Origin of the sequence: Gordonia sp. L191 (assembly GCF_030077625.1) — a bacterium.
Classification (GTDB): Bacteria; Actinomycetota; Actinomycetes; order Mycobacteriales; family Mycobacteriaceae; genus Gordonia; species Gordonia polyisoprenivorans_A.
In genome coordinates this window covers 1,888,651-1,909,250 of record NZ_CP125996.1, presented here as the reverse complement: position 1 = coordinate 1,909,250, position 20,600 = coordinate 1,888,651, and the positions used below count along the sequence as shown (strand labels likewise).

General features: G+C 67.3%; 17 protein-coding genes and 1 riboswitch. Of the genes, 9 read left to right on the top strand and 8 right to left on the bottom strand.

Going from position 1 to position 20,600, the window contains the following annotated elements:
* Positions 1 to 40: 40 nt before the first annotated feature.
* From QNM97_RS08560 to QNM97_RS08545, 4 genes are all read right to left on the bottom strand, one after another.
* Positions 41 to 1,168 carry a glycosyltransferase family 4 protein gene (locus tag QNM97_RS08560; protein WP_283822373.1) on the bottom strand — a complete coding sequence of 376 codons (1,128 nt, stop codon included), beginning with the start codon at positions 1,166 to 1,168 and terminating at the stop codon, positions 41 to 43.
* A gap of 19 nt (positions 1,169 to 1,187) precedes the next feature.
* Positions 1,188 to 2,666 carry a peptidase MA family metallohydrolase gene (locus QNM97_RS08555; RefSeq protein WP_283823141.1) on the bottom strand — a complete coding sequence of 493 codons (1,479 nt, stop codon included), beginning with the start codon at positions 2,664 to 2,666 and terminating at the stop codon, positions 1,188 to 1,190.
* Positions 2,667 to 2,691: 25 nt separating this feature from the next.
* The gene (locus tag QNM97_RS08550; RefSeq protein WP_283822372.1) at positions 2,692 to 3,771 is read right to left on the bottom strand and encodes an NlpC/P60 family protein; all 1,080 of its coding nucleotides are present in this window, start codon (positions 3,769 to 3,771) and stop codon (positions 2,692 to 2,694) included.
* A gap of 141 nt (positions 3,772 to 3,912) precedes the next feature.
* Positions 3,913 to 4,500 carry a C40 family peptidase gene (locus QNM97_RS08545; protein ID WP_208791626.1) on the bottom strand — a complete coding sequence of 196 codons (588 nt, stop codon included), beginning with the start codon at positions 4,498 to 4,500 and terminating at the stop codon, positions 3,913 to 3,915.
* A 16-nt stretch (positions 4,501 to 4,516) separates the two neighbouring features.
* A riboswitch (cyclic di-AMP (ydaO/yuaA leader) is annotated at positions 4,517 to 4,686 on the bottom strand.
* Positions 4,687 to 5,323: 637 nt separating this feature from the next.
* Here QNM97_RS08545 and QNM97_RS08540 point away from each other — a divergent pair.
* Together QNM97_RS08540 and QNM97_RS08535 are read left to right on the top strand one after the other, a co-directional pair.
* The gene (locus QNM97_RS08540) at positions 5,324 to 7,168 is read left to right on the top strand and encodes a DEDD exonuclease domain-containing protein (protein ID WP_283822371.1); all 1,845 of its coding nucleotides are present in this window, start codon (positions 5,324 to 5,326) and stop codon (positions 7,166 to 7,168) included.
* Between the two features lie 4 nt (positions 7,169 to 7,172).
* Positions 7,173 to 7,451, top strand: coding sequence for an Lrp/AsnC family transcriptional regulator (locus QNM97_RS08535; protein WP_006370539.1), 279 nt, complete (start codon positions 7,173 to 7,175; stop codon positions 7,449 to 7,451).
* 4 nt (positions 7,452 to 7,455) lie between these two features.
* On the opposite strand, the gene trpD is transcribed toward QNM97_RS08535, so the two are convergent.
* Entirely contained in the window at positions 7,456 to 8,523 is a 1,068-nt protein-coding gene (gene trpD / locus QNM97_RS08530; RefSeq protein WP_283822370.1) for an anthranilate phosphoribosyltransferase, read from the bottom strand.
* A gap of 62 nt (positions 8,524 to 8,585) precedes the next feature.
* Entirely contained in the window at positions 8,586 to 9,107 is a 522-nt protein-coding gene (locus QNM97_RS08525) for a hypothetical protein (protein WP_283822368.1), read from the bottom strand.
* Between the two features lie 140 nt (positions 9,108 to 9,247).
* On the opposite strand from QNM97_RS08525, the gene ctaE reads away from it, so the two are divergent.
* The 6 genes from ctaE (at position 9,248) to QNM97_RS08495 (ending at position 16,688) form a co-directional block, all read left to right on the top strand.
* On the top strand, positions 9,248 to 9,865 hold the full coding sequence (gene ctaE, locus QNM97_RS08520) for an aa3-type cytochrome oxidase subunit III (protein WP_170320210.1): 618 nt from the start codon (positions 9,248 to 9,250) through the stop codon (positions 9,863 to 9,865).
* A 108-nt stretch (positions 9,866 to 9,973) separates the two neighbouring features.
* Entirely contained in the window at positions 9,974 to 10,906 is a 933-nt protein-coding gene (qcrC, locus tag QNM97_RS08515; RefSeq protein ID WP_208791629.1) for a cytochrome bc1 complex diheme cytochrome c subunit, read from the top strand.
* Positions 10,903 to 12,078: a cytochrome bc1 complex Rieske iron-sulfur subunit gene (gene qcrA, locus QNM97_RS08510; protein ID WP_123927811.1), complete on the top strand. Its 1,176-nt coding sequence runs from the start codon at positions 10,903 to 10,905 to the stop codon at positions 12,076 to 12,078. The genes qcrC and qcrA overlap by 4 nt, the downstream gene beginning before the upstream one ends.
* Complete coding sequence (qcrB, locus tag QNM97_RS08505) at positions 12,075 to 13,694, top strand: cytochrome bc1 complex cytochrome b subunit (RefSeq protein WP_208791631.1); 1,620 nt, start codon at positions 12,075 to 12,077, stop codon at positions 13,692 to 13,694. The genes qcrA and qcrB overlap by 4 nt, the downstream gene beginning before the upstream one ends.
* Before the next feature lie 135 nt (positions 13,695 to 13,829).
* Positions 13,830 to 15,347 carry a bifunctional phosphatase PAP2/diacylglycerol kinase family protein gene (locus QNM97_RS08500; protein WP_283822367.1) on the top strand — a complete coding sequence of 506 codons (1,518 nt, stop codon included), beginning with the start codon at positions 13,830 to 13,832 and terminating at the stop codon, positions 15,345 to 15,347.
* 99 nt (positions 15,348 to 15,446) lie between these two features.
* Positions 15,447 to 16,688 carry an alpha-amylase family protein gene (locus QNM97_RS08495; RefSeq protein WP_283822366.1) on the top strand — a complete coding sequence of 414 codons (1,242 nt, stop codon included), beginning with the start codon at positions 15,447 to 15,449 and terminating at the stop codon, positions 16,686 to 16,688.
* A 64-nt stretch (positions 16,689 to 16,752) separates the two neighbouring features.
* Here QNM97_RS08495 and QNM97_RS08490 read toward each other — a convergent pair whose 3' ends face one another.
* The gene (locus QNM97_RS08490; protein ID WP_208791634.1) at positions 16,753 to 17,169 is read right to left on the bottom strand and encodes a cytochrome c oxidase subunit 4; all 417 of its coding nucleotides are present in this window, start codon (positions 17,167 to 17,169) and stop codon (positions 16,753 to 16,755) included.
* Positions 17,166 to 18,233: an aa3-type cytochrome oxidase subunit II gene (gene ctaC, locus QNM97_RS08485; protein WP_208791635.1), complete on the bottom strand. Its 1,068-nt coding sequence runs from the start codon at positions 18,231 to 18,233 to the stop codon at positions 17,166 to 17,168. Before ctaC ends, QNM97_RS08490 begins: the two co-directional genes overlap by 4 nt.
* Before the next feature lie 437 nt (positions 18,234 to 18,670).
* Between ctaC and asnB the strand changes: the two genes are divergently transcribed.
* Positions 18,671 to 20,596 carry an asparagine synthase (glutamine-hydrolyzing) gene (gene asnB / locus QNM97_RS08480; RefSeq protein WP_283822365.1) on the top strand — a complete coding sequence of 642 codons (1,926 nt, stop codon included), beginning with the start codon at positions 18,671 to 18,673 and terminating at the stop codon, positions 20,594 to 20,596.
* Positions 20,597 to 20,600 lie beyond the last annotated feature (4 nt).

Sequence of the window (20,600 nt, the reverse complement as noted above, 5' to 3'; positions counted from 1 at the left end):
GGCCGATCACAGCAGTTGACCGGTCACAGCCGCTGACCGATCACAGCAGTTGACGCAGACGTGCGGCCATCTGCGACCACTGCCAGTGATCCTCGACGAATCGGCGACCCTGACGGCCCATCTCGGCGGCGGCGTCGCGATCGGAGAGGATCCCGATGAGCGCGAGCGCGACCCCGGCGACATCGGTGCCGTCGACGACGGTTCCGGTGACCCCCTCGCGGACGGTCTCCGGGGCGCCGCCGGAGAGGCCGGCGACCACCGGCACACCGCAGGCCGACGCCTCCAGGTAGACGATGCCCAGACCCTCGACGTCGAGGCCCTTGCCACGTGTGCGCGCCGGCATGGCGAAGACGTCGGCGATGGTGTGGTAAGCGGCGAGCTCGGCGGCCGGCACCGGCCCGGTGAACACGACGTGCTCGCTCACCCCCTCCGCGTGGGCGATGTCGTGCAGCTTCTCGGCGTAGGGCCCGCCCCCGACGATGACGAGCGCGGCGTCGGCGATCTCCGATCGGATCAATGGCAGCGCGCGGATCAGGACGTCCTGCCCCTTGCGCGGCACCAGCCGCGACAGACACAGGATCGTGGGCCGTTCACCGAGTCCCAGCTCGGCACGAATTCGCTGGCGCGCCTGGGCATCCGGAGCGAAGCGGGCGACATCGACGCCCGGGGGCAGATACTCCAGCGCGGCCCGAGGACCGAAGGCCGAGGCGAACCGGCCGCGGGTATAGCGGCTGACGAAGGTGATGACGTCGGTGTGGTTGCCGATGTAGCGCAGGATGCCGCGCGCCCCCGGGAGCATCGACCAACCGACCTCGTGTCCGTGTGTGCTGGCGATGATGCGCCGGGCTCCGGCCCGGCGCAGATATCCCGACAACACCGCCAACGGCGCGGCCGCTCCGAACCAGACCGTCGAGATGTCTTCGTCCCGAATGATCTTCGCAGCCCGACGAGCGACGAACGGGGTGGGCAGCATCAGCGTCGTCGGATGCCGATAGACGCGGTAGGGTACCGCGGCGTCGAACTCCTCGTGGCTGCGTCCACGCCAGCGCGGGGCGTAGACCACCACATCGTCCGGGTCCAGCAGATCCACGAGATTCTGGAGGTAGGACTGGATTCCGCCACGCCGTGGCGGAAAATCGTTGGTCACCAGGAGCGTTCGGTGGGTCACGCCATCATCCTTGCCGATCTCATCGCAGTTCGGCCGTCAGCCACGCCCGCCACCGGGCAACGAACTGAGCCCGCGTGATTCCCAGGGTGGCCGACAACGCGGCGTCGGCCCGCGCGGCGTCGCCCGATGCACCCACCGCCACATACAGTGCCCGCAGCCTGGGTTCGCCGAACGCCGCCGCGACGAAGGTCGCCACCGACCACGCCGACTGATAGGCCATCCGCGCGGAATCGGCGTCGACGGAGAACTGCTGATCGGTCGGCAGATCGGACGGGGTGTCACCGGCCTGCACCGCGGCCGCGAGATCCGGGGCCGCGTCGGCGGGGCGGGTATAGGTACCCTTTCGCCCCACGTACTCCGCCACCCCCTCGGTGAGCCACATCGGCGCGGTGGTCGCGGTCTGCGCGCGTGTCGCGACGTGGGTGAGTTCGTGACGCAGGACGACGCCGAGTGCCGGTGCGGGCAGATCACGGGCCATCGGCGTGAGGAGCACACGCTGGCCGGTCACCGAACCGGCGGACAGATCGAGGTGGGCGTAGATGGTGGCGGCCGCAGCGGTGTCGGTGGCCGAGGCGGCCAGGGCGTGGAACTGGTCGTCGTCGGCCGTACTCACCAGCACCGAACGCTGGGGCCACCCGGTCCCCCAGAATGCCGACACCGCGGCGATCGCGCCGGGGAGCAGCGAGCGGATGCGGGCAACCATCTCGGCGGTGGGGCCGGGAGCTGTCGAACCAGGAGCTGTCGAGCCGGGAGAAGAGGTGCCAGAACCGTCCGCACCATCCGGATAGGACGCGATGACCGAGGCGCCGCCCGCGGTGGGGACATCGGCAACGGCCAGCCCCGGCAGATCCCACATCTGTGTCGGTGGTGCGGGCTCACCGGCGAGTGTCGAGTCGCCGACCAGTTTCCAGGTGTCGTCGTAGCGGGCGGCGACGAGCTGGGTATCGATCACCACCTCGTCCTCATCGATGCCGGGAGTGCTCGCACCGCCGAGCGCCACGTGCAATTCCACCGGGGCCACCCAGGTGTCGGAGCTGCCCTGCTGATCCAGCCGTGCCTGGACGTCGGCACCGACCAGGGTCTCGACCTCCTCGGTGGGAGCGAGCTGGTAACGAAACTCCTTGAGCTGCAAGCGTTGTCCACGCGATGATGAGTCCGGGCGAGGCACCGACGACGACAGGTTGTCCTGCACGGTCTGCAACCGGGCGCGTAACGCCGGGGCGATGGACGGGTCGAGCAGCCCCGCAAGCTGATCGGGGGTGCCCGAACGCAGCGCGGTCGACAGCGCGTCGAGCAGTCGCGTCACGCCCTGGGAGCGCTGGTCCAGATAGACGTTGGTCGTCGACGCGGGCGCCGAGGACGACCTCGTACCGGAGCCGCCACCGACACCGTCGCCACCGCAGGAGGTGATCAGTAGTGAGGTGACGACGAGCACCGCTCCGGCGCCCGTGGTCACCGCGGCACGCCGGGGCGCCACCCGCGGGCGGAGCACGCCGATCGCCCACCGCGGGCGGAGCACGCCCCTAGTACCGACGCGCGGAGTTGTACGGTCCCGCGTCGTCGATCGGGACGACCTTGACCGGCACACCGAAGGTGGAGGCGTGGATCACGTAGCCGTCGCCGACGTACATGCCCACATGCGTGGCGTCGGGGTAATAGATGATGAGGTCGCCGGGCTGCAGATCCTGGCGCGAGACCGGGGTGCCGCCGGCGAGTTGCGCCTCACTGGATCGTGGCAGGAGCTTGCCCGCCTGCTTGAACGCCCACACCATCAGGCCCGAGCAGTCGAACGAGTCGGGACCGGTCGCGCCCCATACATACGGGTCGCCGATGCGGGTCAGCGCGGCCTGGACGGCGACGAGTGCGGGGGCGGTCCCGCGGGGTACGGCTGCGGGGTCGAAGTCGAAGCGCGGGCCGGCGAGCGCGGCAAGCTGCTTGCCGGTCAGGCTCGCATAGATCACCCGGATCTGGGCGGCCTGCAGTTGCAGTTCGGCCTGCTTCTTCTGCAGATCGCCGCGTACACGCTCGGCGTCGGAGACCGCGCGGGTGGCCGTCGATGCCGTCGAATTCGCGGCGTCGCGGTCCGAGACGGTCTGGGCGCGCACCTTCTTCAGCGCCGCCAGATCGGCGGCGGCGCGACGCGAGACCATCTCCAACCCGGACATCTGGTCGAGCAGGGTTTGGGGCGAGTTGCTGGTGAGGACGGCATAGAGCCGGTTGGAGCGACCGCCCATGTAACTGATGCGCACGAGGGAGTCGAAGCGTGTCTGCAACTCGTTCAACGAAACCTGGGAACGGTCGAGTGAACTCTGCGCGGCGGCGGCGGCCTTCTTGGACTGGGCGACGATGCCACGCTGCTTGTCGTACTCGATCTGGGCGTTGTGCATCTGTTCGGCCGAGGTCTCGGCTTCACGGCTCAGCGAGGTGTATCGCGCAAGCAGTTGATCCGCCGATTGCGGCGGGTCGGCCACGGCGTGCGGCGTCCCGAACACCGCGCCGATCTGCGTCACCGCGACCGCGATCACCGCGATCACGGTGATCAACGCCAGGCGTGCCGATCGGTTGGGACCGATTGCCGATCCGGCTCCCACGATTGTCACCACATTCCCCTTGCACTTCCCCACCGACCCGGGCTCGTCACCTCTGCCTCGACCGGGGCGTCGTAGTCCTCGACGCGTTCGGGCGAATCGCGCTGTGCGCGATCCGCCCGAATACATGCTCACACGTTCTCACCGAGACCGGGATCAGTATCGGCGAACCCCGGTCAGCGACCATGCCTTGACCGACGCCTTCTGCACCGGGACACCCTCGGTGGAGGCGTGGATGAATTGGCCGTTGCCGATGTAGAGACCGGCATGGCTGCCGCCGTTGAAGATTAGGACGTCGCCGGGCTGCGCGTCGGCGTAGTTCACCGCGCGTCCGCCACCCAGCTGGCCGTAGCTGTCGCGCGGGATCGTCTTGCCGGCCTGCTGGTAGGACCAGTAGACGAGGCCGGAGCAATCGAAGGCATTAGGGCCGGCGGCGCCGTACACGTAGGGCGCGCCGATCTTGGTTTCCGCGGCACGAACGGCCTTTTCTGCAGCACTCTGCACCGGGGCGGTGATACCGCCACCACCCGGGCGGAACTGGTTCGGAACCTGATTCTGATCGATGCCGGGCACCGTGAACTTGCCGAGATTCGGGATCTCGATGGTCGCACTGGGCGCCGGAGCCGGTGCGGCGAGGGCCGGACCTGCGGCCACGGCGAGCGAGCCGACGGTCAGCGAGCCCGCGATCATCGCCTTCTTGGCGATGCCTCCGCGATTCGGCTGTTCCAAACGATGTTTGGCCACGAAACGAGTTCTCCTTTGGTTCTCCCTTGACCGCCTACCGAGTTAGCTGTCGGGTTCGGGCCGAGAGAATGGCCCTACGCGATCCGGACACAGTCGTGCCCAGGGCGCGACTCACCCCAATTCGAATTGCTCCGAAAATGTGTGGTTCCCCGGTTCGTCCGTCGGACGATTGAGCGGTGATCTCCCCAGACCGCTTCGGTTTGAAGCGGGACGCTCTGCGAAGGTCTCGGAAAGGTTACGAAATCGGATGCGGGTCTGTCCACTAGGGGACAAAGGGCCCGATTCGCGGTGACGGCTAACCCGCCCGCAGAATCCGCAGACCCGGGCGCGAAGCGGGTCCGCACGCAGGGCCGATGGCGAGTTTTGCCGATCGTGCAGACTCCGTGCTCACCATCGAAGCGCCGGCGAACACATCGACCGCAGAGCAGATCTCGGCGTCGGAATCCCCCACCTCACGGACCACCCGCCGACCACCGAGATCATCCCTATCACCGCTGGTCACAGGCTCTACGAAGAGGTTCATCATGCAGCCGTCACACGCGCGGTGACGGCCCGGGCAGCTGGCGCAGTCGATGTACATTGTGATCTCCATCTCACTTGCTGTCTCTGGACGTGTCGGCGGGCGATTCATCCCGGCCTGCCCGGCCCGGCCCGTTGCGCAACGGGCCGGGCGAGCTCCGGTGTCGACCACCGCAGCCGACAGTAGAAGTGGCCACCGACAGAATCGTCGCGTCGGCATCGACGGGGCTCGAGAGCACACCCATCACAGCAGTCACTCGCACCCCAACCGAGGCTGTCGGAGGGTCGAACTAGTGTTCGCGGCGTGGTGGTTGATACGGCTCAGCTCTCCTTCGCCGACCTCGGCGCAGGAGCGGACGGCACCGACGACGCGGGATTCGGCGAGCAGTCCCTGTTCGATACGACGATCGTGGTCGTCGACCTGGAGACGACCGGGGGCGATCCGGCCCGCGACGCCATCACCGAGATCGGCGCGGTGAAGGTGCGCGGCGGCGAGGTGCTCGGTGAGTTCGCGACCCTCGTCGACCCACAACGGTCGATCCCACCGCAGATCGTCGCCCTGACCGGGATCACGAGCGCGATGGTCTACGACGCCCCACAGATCGGTGAGGTGCTGTCCTCCTTCATCGAGTTCGCGCGCGGGTGCCTGCTCGTGGCCCACAACGCGCGCTTCGACATGGGATTCCTGCGCCACAACGCCACGCGGCTGGACATGGCGTGGCCCTTTCACACCAGCTTGTGCACCGTACGACTGGCGCGCCGGGTGCTGACCCGCGACGAGGCCCCCACCGTCCGCCTCAGCGCTCTCGCCGACCTGTTCGACGTCTCGGTACGCCCGACGCACCGGGCCCTCGACGACGCCCGCGCCACCGTCGAGGTCCTGCATCGGCTCCTCGAGCGCATCGGAAATCAGGGGGTGCGGACCTACGCCGACCTGACCGCCTATCTCCCCCGTGGGAACCCCCGTCTGCGCGCCAAACGCCATCTCGCCGAAGGACTTCCGTCACGACCGGGGGTCTACCTGTTTCGCGGACCGTCCGCCGAGGTGCTCTACGTGGGCACCGCGACGGATCTGCGACGCCGGGTGATGTCGTATTTCAACGGATCCGACCCACGACCCCGGATCGCCGAGATGGTGAATCTCGCCGTCCGCGTCGATCACGTCGAATGTGCTCACGCACTCGAAGCCGGGGTCCGCGAACTGCGATTGATCCTGGCGCACACGCCCGCCTACAACCGGCGCTCCACCCGCCCACACCGCGGCTGGTGGATCACGCTGACCGGCGAACGATTTCCCCGACTGCAGATCACCCGGACCCCCGGCACCGACTCCGTCGGACCGGTGGCCAATCGCACCCGCGCCGCCGAGATCGCCGAGCTGATCTCCCGAGCCGCCGGACTGCGCACCTGTCGGGCCCGAATGCCGGTCGCCGCGACACATCACTGGTGCCGGACCCCCGCCGACGGTGGCGACGCCCTGGGCGGGTGCGCCGCGGCCACCGACCGTCCGTTGACGGTCACCGACTACGTCGGCCGGGTACAGGCCGCCCATGATCTGCTCTCCGGTCGCGACTCGGCCATGTTGTCGGGGCTCATCGACGAACTCGACCGCCTCACCGACGCGCAGATGTTCGAGACCGCGGCGCGTCACCGCGACCGGGTCGCCGCGACCATCGACACGCTGGCACGCTGTCAGCGGCTCTCGGCGCTGTGCCGGATCGCCGAGATCGTCGTCGCCCGGACCGACGGCGCGGGAGGATGGGAATTGGCCGTGATCCGGCACGGCCGGCTCGCGTCGGCCGGACACGCCCGACGGGGAGTGGCCCCCATGCCGGTCGTCGACGCGTTGATCGCCTCCGCGGAGACGGTGCTGCCCGGGGAGGGGCCGCTGCTGGGTGCGTCCCCGGAGGAATCGGCACTGCTCCACCGGTGGCTCGGCGAGCCGGGCGTGCGAATCGTCGCGAGCTCCGAGGGTTTCGCGTCGCCGGTCGGATCGGCGGCGCGCCGCGGCGACTGGGCCGCCACGGCCCGCTCGGCCGCCGAGACCGCCATGCCTCGACGCCGGACCCGGACGCCCGCACCGCATCCGAAGGCCGTGGCGCAGCACGCAAAGCCGCTACGGGCCGGTGGGATCCACGCCCTAAGCTGATGCCATGATCACCGCCATCGTCCTCATCCACGCCGACGTTCACCGCATCCCGGAGACCGCGCAGGCGGTCGCCGACATCAGCGGCGTCGCCGAGGTGTACTCGTGTGCCGGCGACGTCGATCTCATCGCCAAGATCAAGGTGCGCGATCACGCCGAGATCGCCGATGTGGTGACCGGCCGGATCAACCGGCTACCGGGGGTGACCCATACCGCCACCCACATCGCCTTCCGCAGCTATTCCAGCTCGGAGGTCGAGGGCGGCTTCTCCATCGGCGAGGAGTAACGCGCTACGGCCGGCCGGCCAGCTCCTGCGAGCGCGCGGCCCACCGATCGAGTAGCGCGGCCGCGGCGCCGGAATCGATGACGGCTTCGGCGCGTGCCTTCGCCGACACCATCGCTGCGGTGAGGCTTTCGACGCCGTAGGCGTCGGTCATCTCCGCCGACACGATGGCGCCCGCGGCGTTGAGGACCACCGCGTCCCGGACCGGGCCCCGTACCCCGGCGAACAGGTCGCGGCCGATCGCGGCGTTGGCGATGGCGTCTCCCCCCTGCAGCGCCGACAGCTCCACGAGCTCGATACCGAGGTCGCGCGGATCGAGGGTGAGTTCGACGACCCGGCCGCCGACGACCTGCCACACCGTCGAGGTGCTTGTTGTCGTCAGTTCGTCGAGTCCGTCGTCACCCCGGACGACGAGCACGGCCGCCCCTCGTTCGGCGAAGGCCTCGGCGAGCACGGGTGCGAGGTCGGCGAAGGCACAGCCGATCAGCCCGCGGGAGGGTCGGGCGGGGTTCGTCAGCGGCCCGAGCACGTTGAACACCGTTGGGATACCGATCTCCCTGCGCGGCGGCCCGGTGAAACGGAACGCCGGATGGAACACCGGCGCGAAGCAGAATCCGATACCCAATTCGTCGACGCAACGTTCGACGTCGCCCGCGCCCAGGCCGATCGACACGCCGAGCGCCTCGAGGACGTCGGCGCCACCACTCTTCGACGACGCGGCGCGATTGCCGTGTTTGACCACGGCGACGCCGGCCGCGGCGATGACGACGGCGGTCATGGTGGAGATGTTGACGGTGTGGGAACGGTCGCCGCCGGTGCCGACCACGTCGATGGCCGGCCGGGACACGGTCACCGGTACCGCGTGCTCGAGCATCGCCGCGGCCAGCCCGCGCAACTCGGCGGGCGCGGCGCCCTTCATCTTGACCCCGACCCCGAAGGCCGCGATCTGGGCTCCTGTCGCCCCGTCGGTCATGATCTCGTTCATCGCCCAGGCCGCTTCGTCGACGGTCAGGTCGATGCCGTCGGTGACCCGGCCGAGGATCTGCGGCCACGTGTACGTCTGCGCGCTGCTCACCCCAAGAACTGTAGGGCCGACCCGACACTCCCCGGGCGTGGGGCCACCCACGTCCCGGCCGCTCACCCGCTTGTTCGCCCGCCCGAGTGGTCCGTCTTCCCGGCACGTTGCAGCACCTGCCACCCCACCGCGCGGCCGTCGTGCCGCGACCCGAGACTGGCCATCCTCGAACGCTCCTGCGACAGGTGCAGTGCATCGACGAGTTGCACCCGCGCCAGCACCAGCGCCTCGTGCCCATCCGGCACCGGGCCGTCGTGCTCCTGAAGAACCGGCCGGTACCCGTCGAGCGCGGCGACCGCGATGGCGTCGGACACCCGCGAGATCGGCAGAACCAGATGATGACGGACCACGGCCTGATCCTGTGGACGCCACGAAGACCCTTCCAGCACAGTCGAACTCGATGCGGCGTCGTCGTCGCACGAAGCGATCACCTCGAGATCGTCGTCATCGACGCCGATCGCTTCGGGAACGCTGCGGGAACCGATCCGCGCGGTGAGTCGTTGCCAGCGGGAACGGGAGACCGGGCGGCCGTTCACATCCCGCGGCGCTGGGTTCGGCTCGTGGTCCGATCGCGAAGTACCCATGTCCCGAGCAAACCACGACGGGCCCACAGACACGCCGAGACACCCGCGCAACCGGCGCCGACCAGCGCGAAGAGAAAAAGTTCCCACCAATCTCGGACCCAAGTGGTCACCGCGTACTACGAACCGTCATACTTCAACTTGTGACTAGCGCTGTAGGTACTTCCGGAACGGCCATCACCGCGCGCGTGCACTCACTCAACCGGCCCAACATGGTGAGTGTCGGCACGATCGTCTGGCTGTCCAGTGAGCTGATGTTCTTCGCAGGCTTGTTCGCGATGTATTTCGTCGCGCGCGCCAACGCCAATCCGGTCGACGGATGGCCGCCGGAGCCCACCGAACTCAATCTGGCCCTGGCCATCCCGGTGACGACGGTCCTCATCCTCTCGTCGGTGACGTGCCAGATGGGTGTGTTCGCCGCCGAGCGCGGAGACGTCTTCGGTCTGCGCCGCTGGTACCTGCTGACCTTCTTCATGGGCGCGTTCTTCGTCTGCGGCCAGGGCTACGAGTACTACCACCTGGTGCACGAGGGCACGACGCTTTCCTCGAGCGCCTACGGCTCGGTGTTCTACATGGCCACCGGATTCCACGGCCTGCACGTCATCGGTGGTCTGGTCGCCTTCATCTTCCTGCTGATCCGCACCAAGCTGTCGAAGTTCACCCCGGCCCAGGCGACCGCGGCGATCGTCGTGTCCTATTACTGGCACTTCGTCGACATCGTGTGGATCGGCCTGTTCGTGACGATCTACTTCATTCGATGAGAACGCGGCACGCCGGGAGCACCCGGAGTCCCTGCGCAGTAACCGAGCTTTGCGCGGGGTGAACCCGCATCACAGCCCAGAGTCCGTCCGCTAGTAGAGAGACTAGAGATGAGTTCATCTCCACCGCGATCGTCGGATAGCGACGCAACTGACGCGGTCGAATCGGTCGCGACGCCGTCGACGACCCCGGCGAGTTCCGCCCGCCGGTCGAAGGCACGACGCAAGCTTCGCCGACGTGTCAGCGGCACCATCCTGTTGCTCGCCGGTCTGTTCATGGCCGGCATGATCGCGTCGCTGCTGACGCCCAAGCCGCAGGTCGCCACCGCCGACGTCGACAACGCCGCGCTGATCAGTGCGGGCAAGCAGTTGTACGAGACCTCGTGCGTCACCTGCCACGGCGCCAACCTGCAGGGTGTGCCCGATCGCGGCCCGTCGCTGCTCGGTGTCGGCGACGCGGCCGTGTACTTCCAGGTGTCGACCGGCCGTATGCCCGCCGCTCGCGGTGAGGCGCAGGCGCTGCGCAAGCCGCCGAAGTTCACCACCGCCCAGATCGACCAGCTCGGTGCCTACATCCAGGGCATGGGTGGTGGACCCAGCGTGATCTACGAGCACAACCCGGACGGTTCGATCAAGACCGAGAACGGTGTCCGCGTGGTTGCCCAGGAGTCACTCCGCGGCGACAACCTCGCCCAGGGTGGCGAGCTGTTCCGACTGAACTGCGCGTCGTGCCACAACTTCACCGGCCGTGGCGGTGCGCTGTCCGGCGGTAAGTTCGCGCCGACGTTGTCCGACGTCAAGGAACAGCAGATCTACACGGCGATGCTGACCGGCCCGCAGAACATGCCGAAGTTCTCCAACCGCCAGCTGTCGGTGGACGAGAAGAAGAACATCATCGGCTTCATCAAGTACGTCACCGAATCCAAGCCGCAGGGCGGCCTCGGAATCGGCGGCTTCGGCCCCGTCAGTGAGGGCATGGTGATGTGGTTTGTCGGGGTTGTGGCGATCGTCGCCGCCGCGATGTGGATGGGATCTCGAGCATGACCGTCAGCGATAAGGACGTCCCGACCAAGGACGAACTCGACCAGATGAGCAACGACGAGCTGGTCAAACTCGGTACCAACCTCGACGGGGTGGAGATCATCCACCGCGGCGAGCGCTACCCCGAGCCGGGCACCGGTGTTGAGAAGCGCGCCGAGCGCCAGGTCGCCATCTGGCTGACGATCTCGGGCATCTCAGCGCTCGCCTGCTTCGTCATCTTCTGTTTCAATCACTGGCACTTCGCCATGCCGGACGATCCGAACTACTGGTGGTACACGCTCAACACCCCGCTGTTGGGCATCACCTTCGGTCTGTCGATCTTGTCGATCGGCATCGCACTGGTGTTGATCACCAAGAAGTTCCTGCCCTCGGAGATCTCGGTGCAGGACCGTCACGACGGACCCGGTTCCAGTGACGTCGACAAGGCGACCATCGTCGCCGAGCTGAAGGACTCCGGGACCACCTCCACCCTCGGCCGCCGCAAGATGATCATCGGCTCGGGCATCTTCGCCTTCGGTGCGCTCGCCTTCACCGGTGTGATCGCCGCGGTGGGCGGCATCATCAAGAACCCGTGGGCCGATCGTGGTGACGCTCCCCTGTGGAACTCGGGCTGGTCACCGATCTACAACTCCAAGGAGAACCCGACCGAGACGGTGTTCCTTCGTCGCGATGTCGGCGACCCCTACCGGGTGGCCCTCGTCCGGCCCGAGGATCTCGACTCCGGGGCGATGGAAACCGTCTTCCCGTGGCGTGTCTCCGACGGACTCGGCGAGACCGAGGAGTCGCGCGAGAAGCTCGTCTGGGGTCTGCGCTACGTCAGCAACCCGGTCATGCTCATCCGCTTGCGTCCGGCCGACGCGGCCAACGTCATCAAGCGCAAGGGCCAGGAGAGCTTCAACTACGGCGACTACTTCGCCTACACCAAGGTCTGCAGTCACCTCGGCTGCCCGACCTCGCTCTACGAGCAGCGCACCAATCGCATCCTCTGCCCGTGCCACCAGTCACAGTTCAACGCGCTCGACTCGGCCAAACCGGTCTTCGGTCCGGCAGCGCGCGCACTGGCGCAATTGCCGATAACGGTGAACGATCAGGGGTACCTGGTCGCCAACCGTGCCCACAACCAGGGCAACTACATCGAACCCGTCGGACCGGCTTTCTGGGAGCGTGACTCATGACCATCGCCGACCGCATGGCCACACAGGCCGAAGAGGTGGACTCGCGGTACCACCTCGCCGCCGGTATGCGCCGGCAGATCAACAAGGTCTTCCCGAGTCACTGGTCCTTCATGCTCGGCGAGGTCGCTCTCTACAGCTTCATCATCCTGCTGCTGTCGGGTGTGTATCTGACCTTCTTCTTCGATCCGTCGATGAGTGAGGTCATCTACCACGGCGATTACGAGCCGCTCAAGGGCGTCATGATGACCCGTGCCTACGAGACCACGCTCAACATCTCGTTCGAGGTGCGCGGCGGTCTGTTCGTCCGGCAGGTGCACCACTGGGCGGCCCTGCTGTTCGCGGCGTCGATCATCATCCACATGGCGCGCATCTTCTTCACCGGTGCGTTCCGGCGGCCTCGCGAGGCCAACTGGATCATCGGCTGCCTGCTGCTGATCCTGGCGATGTTCGAGGGCTTCTTCGGTTACTCACTGCCCGACGACCTGCTCTCCGGAACCGGTGTGCGCGCCGCAATGAGCGGTATCGTCCTCGGAATCCCGCTGGTGGGCACCTGGATTCACTGGGCGCTGTTCGGCGGACAGTTCCCGGGCGACATCATCATCCCGCGCATGTACGTGATGCACATCCTGTTGTTCCCGGGAATCATCCTCGCGCTGATCGGTGCTCACCTGGCCCTGGTCTGGTACCAGAAGCACACGCAGTTCCCCGGCCCCGGCCGCACCGAGAAGAACGTCGTCGGCGTGCGCATCATGCCGGTCTTCGCCGCCAAGGGTGGTGCGATGTTCGCCGTGGTCACCGGTGTCCTCGCGATCATGGCCGGTGTGTTCCAGATCAACCCGGTGTGGGTCCTCGGCCCGTACAACCCGGCGCAGGTGTCGGCGGGCTCGCAGCCCGACATCTACATGATGTGGACCGACGGTCTGGTGCGTCTGATGCCCGACTGGGAGCTGTACTGGGGTCACTACACGATTCCGGCGGTGTTCTGGTGCGTCGTGATCATCACCCTGATGTTCGGCGTGATGTTCGCCTACCCGTGGATCGAGAAGCGCCTCACCGGCGACGACGCTCACCACAACCTGCTGCAGCGTCCGCGTGACACCCCGGTGCGCACCGGCCTCGGCGCGATGGCCTTCAGCTTCTACATCATCCTCACGCTGATGTGCATGAACGACATCATCGCGTTGAAGTTCCACGTGTCGCTCAATGCGACGACCTGGGCGGGCCGCATCGGCCTGATCGTCATCCCGCCGCTGCTGTACTTCATCGCCTACCGCTGGGCGCTGGCGCTGCAGCGCAGCGACCGCGAGGTCCTCGCCCACGGCATCGAGACCGGAATCATCAAGCGCCTGCCGCAGGGTGAGTACATCGAGCTGCATCAGCCGCTCGGACCGGTCGACAGCCACGGTCACCCGATCCCGCTCCCCTACGAGGGTGCGGCTGTCCCGAAGCGGATGAACAAGCTCGGCTCCGCCGGCGCTCCGGGTACGGGTTCGATCCTGCTCGCCGATCCGCCCGAGCAGCAGAACCGCAACATCGAGCACGAGCACGAGCAGGAGCTCGCCGAACGCAAGGCCCTGCGCGAGTTGCAGGAAAAGGGCGGCAACCCGCTCGAGTAGGCGCGCCGCCGGCGTAACCGCCGGAAGTGCAACGAACACAACGACATCGGCTGTCGTCACGGATCACGTGACGGCAGCCGATGTCGTTGTGTCCGATTCGCCCGCTGCACCGGCCCGGCCAGTACGGTGACAACCATGCCCCGCACCATCGTCGACCGCTTCCGCGCCCGGGCGATCGCGCGGCGAGCCGACCGCGTGACCCGCGGCCTCGGTTCCCTCGACGCCGCCGTCTACGACTCCATCGCCCGCTCCCCCAGCCCACTGCTCGACGCCACGATGCCGCCGCTGACACGAGCGGCCGACCACAGCAAGTTGTGGATCGCGATCGCTGCCGGGCTCGCCGCCAGCGGCCGGCCGGATCTGCAACGCGGTGCCGTTCGCGGGCTCGGCTCGCTGGCCGTCACCAGTCTGGTCACCAACCAGGTCGCCAAGCGCGTGCGACGACGGCCGCGCCCCACCGCCGCCCTGGTACCCGCTCCCCGCCGAAGCCGAACGCTCCCGACCTCCAACTCCCTGCCGTCGGGGCACTCCGCGAGCGCTGCCGCCTTCGCCACCGGAGTGGCGATCGAGAACCCTCTTGCGGGACTGGCGATGTCGGCGCTTGCCGGGTTGGTCGGATTCTCCCGGGTGGCCACCGGTGTGCACTATCCGGGAGACGTGGCGATCGGCCTGGGGATCGGTGCCGCCGTGGCTACCGCGGGCGGTCAGATCGCACCGCCGATCACCCGCCGCCGGATCTCGATTCCCCGCCCCACTCGCGACGAGGCACCCGAGGTCACCGACGGCGCCAATGTCACCGTGTTGCTGAATCCGGCATCCGGCGACGGCCGGGGTGCGCGGATCCGCGACCGCATCCGTGCCGAGTTGCCCGCCGCCCGAATCGTGGAACTCGACTCGGGTGACGACTTCGCCGCGATCGCCCGCGACGCCGCCGATGCCTGCGACGTGCTCGCCGTGTGCGGTGGCGACGGAACGGTGGCCACCGCGGCGGCAGCGGCGCTGGCCACCGACACCCCGCTCGCGGTCTTTCCCGGCGGCACGTTCAATCACTTCGCCCGCGACGTCGGGACCACGACCGCCGACGACACGATCGCAGCCCTGCGTGAGGGAAGGGTGACCCGCGTCGATGCTGCCCGGCTGGGCTCGGATCGGGTCGTGCTGAACACCGCCAGCATCGGCTCCTACCCCCACTTCGTGCGAGCACGCGAACGGCTGGAGAACCGGACCGGGAAGGCGCTGGCCAGCACCCTGGCGATCGTGCACGTTCTGCGCCACTCAACCCCGCAGCGCATCCGGGTCAACGGCGAGGAACTCGACGTCACGTTATTCCTGCTCGGCAACTCGATGTACGGCTCGTCCGGGTTCGCCCCGGCCCGTCGCGAACGCCTCGACGACGGGCTCCTCGACGTCCGCTTCCTCGTCGCCGGCGGGCGCTGGGCCTTTGCGCGGCTGGTCTTCGGGCTGCTGAGCGGCCGCCTGCAACGCTCGCGTTCCTATCGGGAGATGCAGGTCCCGGAGTTCTCGTTCACCTCCGAGGAGCCGGTGGTCGTCGCGCACGACGGGGAGATCGGCGAGTCGTACCGCGACGCCACCTTCACCGTCGCCTATCGTGCCCTCAAGGTGTACGGCTCCAGCGTCGTCGGCAAGCCCTGAGAGGGCGCCTGCCCGAATACACCGATCCGTCCCAGATCTTTGCCGATGCCTGTCTTTGCCGATGCCGCTCTTTTCCGATATCACGACAGGAGGCCCGCCGTGCGATGGACAGACCACGCCATCTGGTGGCACGTCTACCCTCTCGGATTCTGTGGTGCACCGATCCGGGACCACGACGCGACCCCGGCTCCCCGACTACGCCGTCTGCTGAACTGGCTGGACTACGCCGTCGAACTCGGTGCCTCCGGGCTGTTGCTGGGTCCGGTCTTCGCCTCGCAGGCTCACGGCTACGACGTCGTCGACCCGTTCCGGATCGATCCCCGCCTCGGCCGGCAGCAGGATTTCGACGATCTCGTCGCGCAGTGTCGGGCACGGGGGCTGCGGGTGGTCCTCGACGGGGTCTTCAGCCATGTCGGCGATCGGCACCCCGCGGTGCTGCGCGCGCTGCACGAGGGGCCCGGCACCGAGACCGACATGTTCGACATCGACTGGGCGGCCGACGGCGGGCCCCGACCCCGCGTGTTCGAGGGTCATTCGTCGTTGGTGCGACTGAATCACGCATCCCCGCGCACCGCCGACCACGCGGTGGCCGTGATGAACCACTGGCTCGACCGCGGCGTCGACGGCTGGCGTCTGGATGCCGCGTATTCGGTCCCCGTCGACTTCTGGGCTCGGGTGCTGCCCGAGGTCCGCGGCAGCCACGGCGACGCCTGGTTCCTCGGTGAGGTCATCCACGGCGACTACCGCGCCTTCGTCGCTGCGTCCGGCGTCGATTCGGTGACCCAGTACGAACTGTGGAAGGCGATCTGGTCGGCCATCACCGACCGCAACCTGTTCGAACTGAACTGGGCCCTGGTGCGTCACAACGACTTCCTGGCCCGGTTCGTGCCGAACACCTTTGTCGGCAATCACGACGTCACCCGCATCGCGAGCCTCGTCGGACCGGATCACGCGATCGTCGCCGCGGCGATACTGCTGACCGTCGGTGGTATGCCGTCGGTGTACTCCGGCGACGAGCAGGGATTCACCGGCCTCAAGCAAGAGCGGGTCGGCGGCGACGACGCCGTCCGTCCGGCCTTTCCCGACACCCCGGCCGGGCTCGCCGACTGGGGCCACGACATCATGCGGGCGCACCAGGATCTGATCGGGTTACGTCGCAGGCACCCGTGGCTCGTCACGGCGAGAACCGAGTCGCTGACGCTGACCAACACGCGATACGGCTACCGCAGCAGTGCCGTGGCCGGTGGCGACTGGATCGACGTGCACATCGATCTCGACGACCGGCCGCACGTCCGCATCGACGACGCCGCCGGTGTCACGCTCTGGTCCTCTCCGGGTTGAACGCACTCGGCGCGGTCCACGCAGAAGCGTGGACCGCGCCGATCACAGCGTGAAGGATTCTCTCTCAGTGCTTTTCGGGGCCTACGTGGTATTCGAAGACCATTCCGGCGGCGGCGGCGATGATGCAGGCCGCCGCGAAGATGCAGAACCAGATGTTGCCGGTGGCGAAGCCGATCGCGAACATCGCGGCCGACGCCGCGAGCAGGATCGGCCACCAGGAGTGCGGGCTGAAGAAGCCGAGCTCACCGGCGCCGTCCTCGATGTCGGCATCCTCGTAGTCCTCCGGACGGATCTCGACGCGTCGCGCGACGAACCGGAAGTAGGTTCCGGCGATCAGGGTCAGACCAGCACTGAAGTACATGCCGACCACGCCGACCCATTCCACGCCGTGCGAGGTGAATGCCGTGCACAGCGTGTAGATCACACCGGCGAGGAAGAAGAAGGCCGTCAGGAGCTCGAAGAGCCGGGCTTCGATCTTCACTGGAAGTCACTCTCCTTGATCGTGCAGCCTGCCAGCCGCGTGTTGTTCGGGTCGCCGGTCGCCGTGGCGGTGCCATTGCTCTTGCGGCGGGTGTCGAACGGAACCGTCACCACCGACTCGGGCTGCTGGCAGATCGATTCCAGCGCTTGGGCATTGGTGGCCTGAGGATGAAGATCCCGATACGTGATGTACCGGTCGAAGTCCTGCGGCGAGACCGCCCGCACCTCGAAGTTCATCATCGAGTGGTAGGTGCCGCACATTTCCGCACAACGCCCGACGAACGCACCGGTCCGCTCGATCTTCTCGATCTGGAAGACGTTGTCGGTGTGGTTCTGCTCGGGGAAGGGCAGCACGTCACGCTTGAACAGGAACTCCGGCACCCAGAAGGAGTGCACGACATCGGCGGCCGCCAGCTCGAACTGGATGCGCTGATCGGTCGGCAGGACCAGGATCGGGATCTCGGTGGAGCTACCAATGGTCTCGATCTTGTCGAACCGCAGGTAGTTGCGGATGTCGTCGTCGCGGCCGTTGGCCGGTCCGGGCAGCGGTTCGCCGTCGTGGGTGTTCTGCTGGACCTGCAGGTCGAACGGGTTGCCCAGCGTGCTCGGGAACTGCTTCTCCTGGCCGTTGACCTCGGCCTGGCGATATCCGAACTTCCAGTTCCACTGGAAGGCGGTGACGTCGACGACGACCTTCGGGTCGTTGGTCTTCTTCTCCACGTCGGTCTGCACGATGACGGTGAAGTAGAACAGCACCGCGATGATGACGAACGGGATGGCCGTGTAGGTCAGCTCCAGCGGGACGTTGTAGGCGGTCTGCCGCGGGAACTCGTCCTGGCCTTCCTTGTGACGATGGAAGGTGATGGTCCAGAAGATCAGACCCCACACCAGGATGCCCATCAGCAACGCCGCGATGACCGACCAGGTCCACAGGTGGCGCATCGACTCGGCCTGCGGGGTAACACCGACCGGCCAGCCGAACCGCACGATCTCGTCGCCACTGCAGCCCGTCATCACCACAGCTCCGACAGCGAGGATCGCGACGATGCCGAACCGCTTGATCATCCGCGATGCAGACGAAACACGCCGGGCCCGGGGCCGTTCACCGTGTGCCAATTTCACGCCTTCCTGCTCGCTCGCCGCGACGGTCCCGCCGTGCGAGTCGCATGCCACATGACCTGCCTCGACGCGTTGACTCCGAAGGGATCCGACCAACCGGCCGAAACGCCCGCGGGCACCGCGGTCACACCGCGGCCGCGCCTATGTACTACGCAGCGTAGACCAACTCACGGGAACTTTTTCGGTTGGGGTGGATCAGCGCGTCGAATTCCTGTGACCGACCCCGACATCGCCTGTTCGGGAGCGGTTTCGGCCCTCTGCACGGCGGTGCCGGACGGCCTTGCCGACCACGATGCGGCATACTCGGACCCGTCCGGAACCGCGGTGTTGCGGACCCGTTCTGTCATTCGAACCGCTCGATGTCGAAAGAGGCCTGAATCCCTGTGTGTGGCTTGCTCGGTCTGCTGACCCCCGACGGATCGGCGGCCACCGCCGTCGACCTCATCGCCGAAGCCTGCCACTGCATGCGACACCGCGGGCCCGACGAGCCGGGCACCTGGCATGACGAACACCTCGTCTTCGGGTTCAACCGGCTCTCGATCATCGACATCGAGCATTCGCACCAGCCGCTGCGGTGGGGTCCCCCGGACAGCCCGGAACGTTACGCACTCGTCTTCAACGGTGAGATCTACAACTATCTGGAGATCCGTGCCGAGCTCGCCGCCGACGAACAGGCGGTCTTCCGTACCGAAGGCGACGGCGAGGCGATCGTCGCGGCCTTCCACCACTGGGGCCCCGACGCGGTGCGCCGGCTGCGCGGCATGTTCGCCTTCGCCATCTGGGACACCGACACCGGATCGCTGTTCCTGGCACGTGATCCGTTCGGCATCAAACCCCTGTTCCTCGCCACCGGTCCCGGCGGAACGGCCTTCGGCAGCGAGAAGAAGAGCCTGCTGGAACTGCTCGATCGGCTCGAGCTGTCGACCGATCTCGATCCGCGCGCGATCGAGCACTACACCGAACTGCAGTACGTCCCGGAACCGGAAACCCTGCATGCCGCGGTCCGGCGTCTGGAATCCGGATGCCACGCGACGGTGCGGCCCGGTCAGTCCCCCTCGGTGACCCGATACTTCACCCCGCAATTCGGGGTCCGTCCGGTCACCGACGCCACACGTCAGAAACGCTACGACGAGATCGCCGACGTCCTCTCCGATTCGGTCGCCAAGCACATGCGCGCCGACGTGACGGTCGGCTCGTTCCTCTCCGGCGGGATCGACTCCACCGCGATCGCCGCGTTGGCGATCCGCCACAACCCGGATCTCATCACCTTCACCACCGGCTTCGAGCGCGACGGCTACTCCGAGATCGACGTCGCCGCCGAATCCGCCGAGGCGATCGGCGCGCGTCACATCATCAAGGTCGTCAACGAGACCGAGTTCATCGACGCGATCGGAAAAATCGTCTGGTACCTCGACGACCCGGTCGCCGATCCGGCACTCGTGCCCCTCTATTTCGTGGCCGCCGAGGCCCGCAAACACGTGAAGGTGGTGCTCTCCGGAGAGGGCGCCGACGAATTGTTCGGCGGCTACACCATCTACAAGGAGCCGCTGTCGCTCTCGGCGTTCGACAAGCTGCCGCGCATGCTGCGGCGGGCGGCGGGCAAGGTCTCCGACCGCATCCCCGAGGGCACCCGCGGCAAGAGCCTGCTTCATCGCGGATCGCTGACACTGGAGGAGCGGTATTACGGCAACGCCCGTAGTTTCGACGACGCTCGCCTGCGTGCGGTCCTCGTCGACTACCGACCGGAGTGGACGCACACCGACGTCACCGCCCCGATCTACGCGCGCAGCGAGGGCTGGGATCCGGTGGCCCGGATGCAGCACATCGACCTGTTCACCTGGCTGCGCGGCGACATCCTCGTCAAGGCCGACAAGATGACGATGGCCAATTCCCTGGAGTTGCGGGTACCGTTCCTCGATCCCGAGGTGTTCGCCGTCGCCGAGACGCTTCCGTTCGACGAGAAGATCGCACACGGCACCACCAAGTACGCGCTGCGCAAGGCGCTCGAGCAGATCGTGCCGCCACATGTGTTGCACCGCAAGAAACTCGGCTTCCCGGTGCCGATCCGGCATTGGCTGGCCGGTGGCGAGATGTACGACTGGGCGCACGAGACGATCAGCCATTCGCAGACCGAGCACCTGCTGAACAAGCCGGCCGTCCTCGCGATGCTCGCCGAGCACCGCGAGGGGGCCGTCGACAACAGCAGGCGCCTGTGGACGGTGTTGATCTTCATGGTGTGGCACGCGATCTTCGTGGAGAAGTCGCTGGTGCCGGAGATCACCGACCGCACCTATCCGGTGCGGTTGTGAGCCG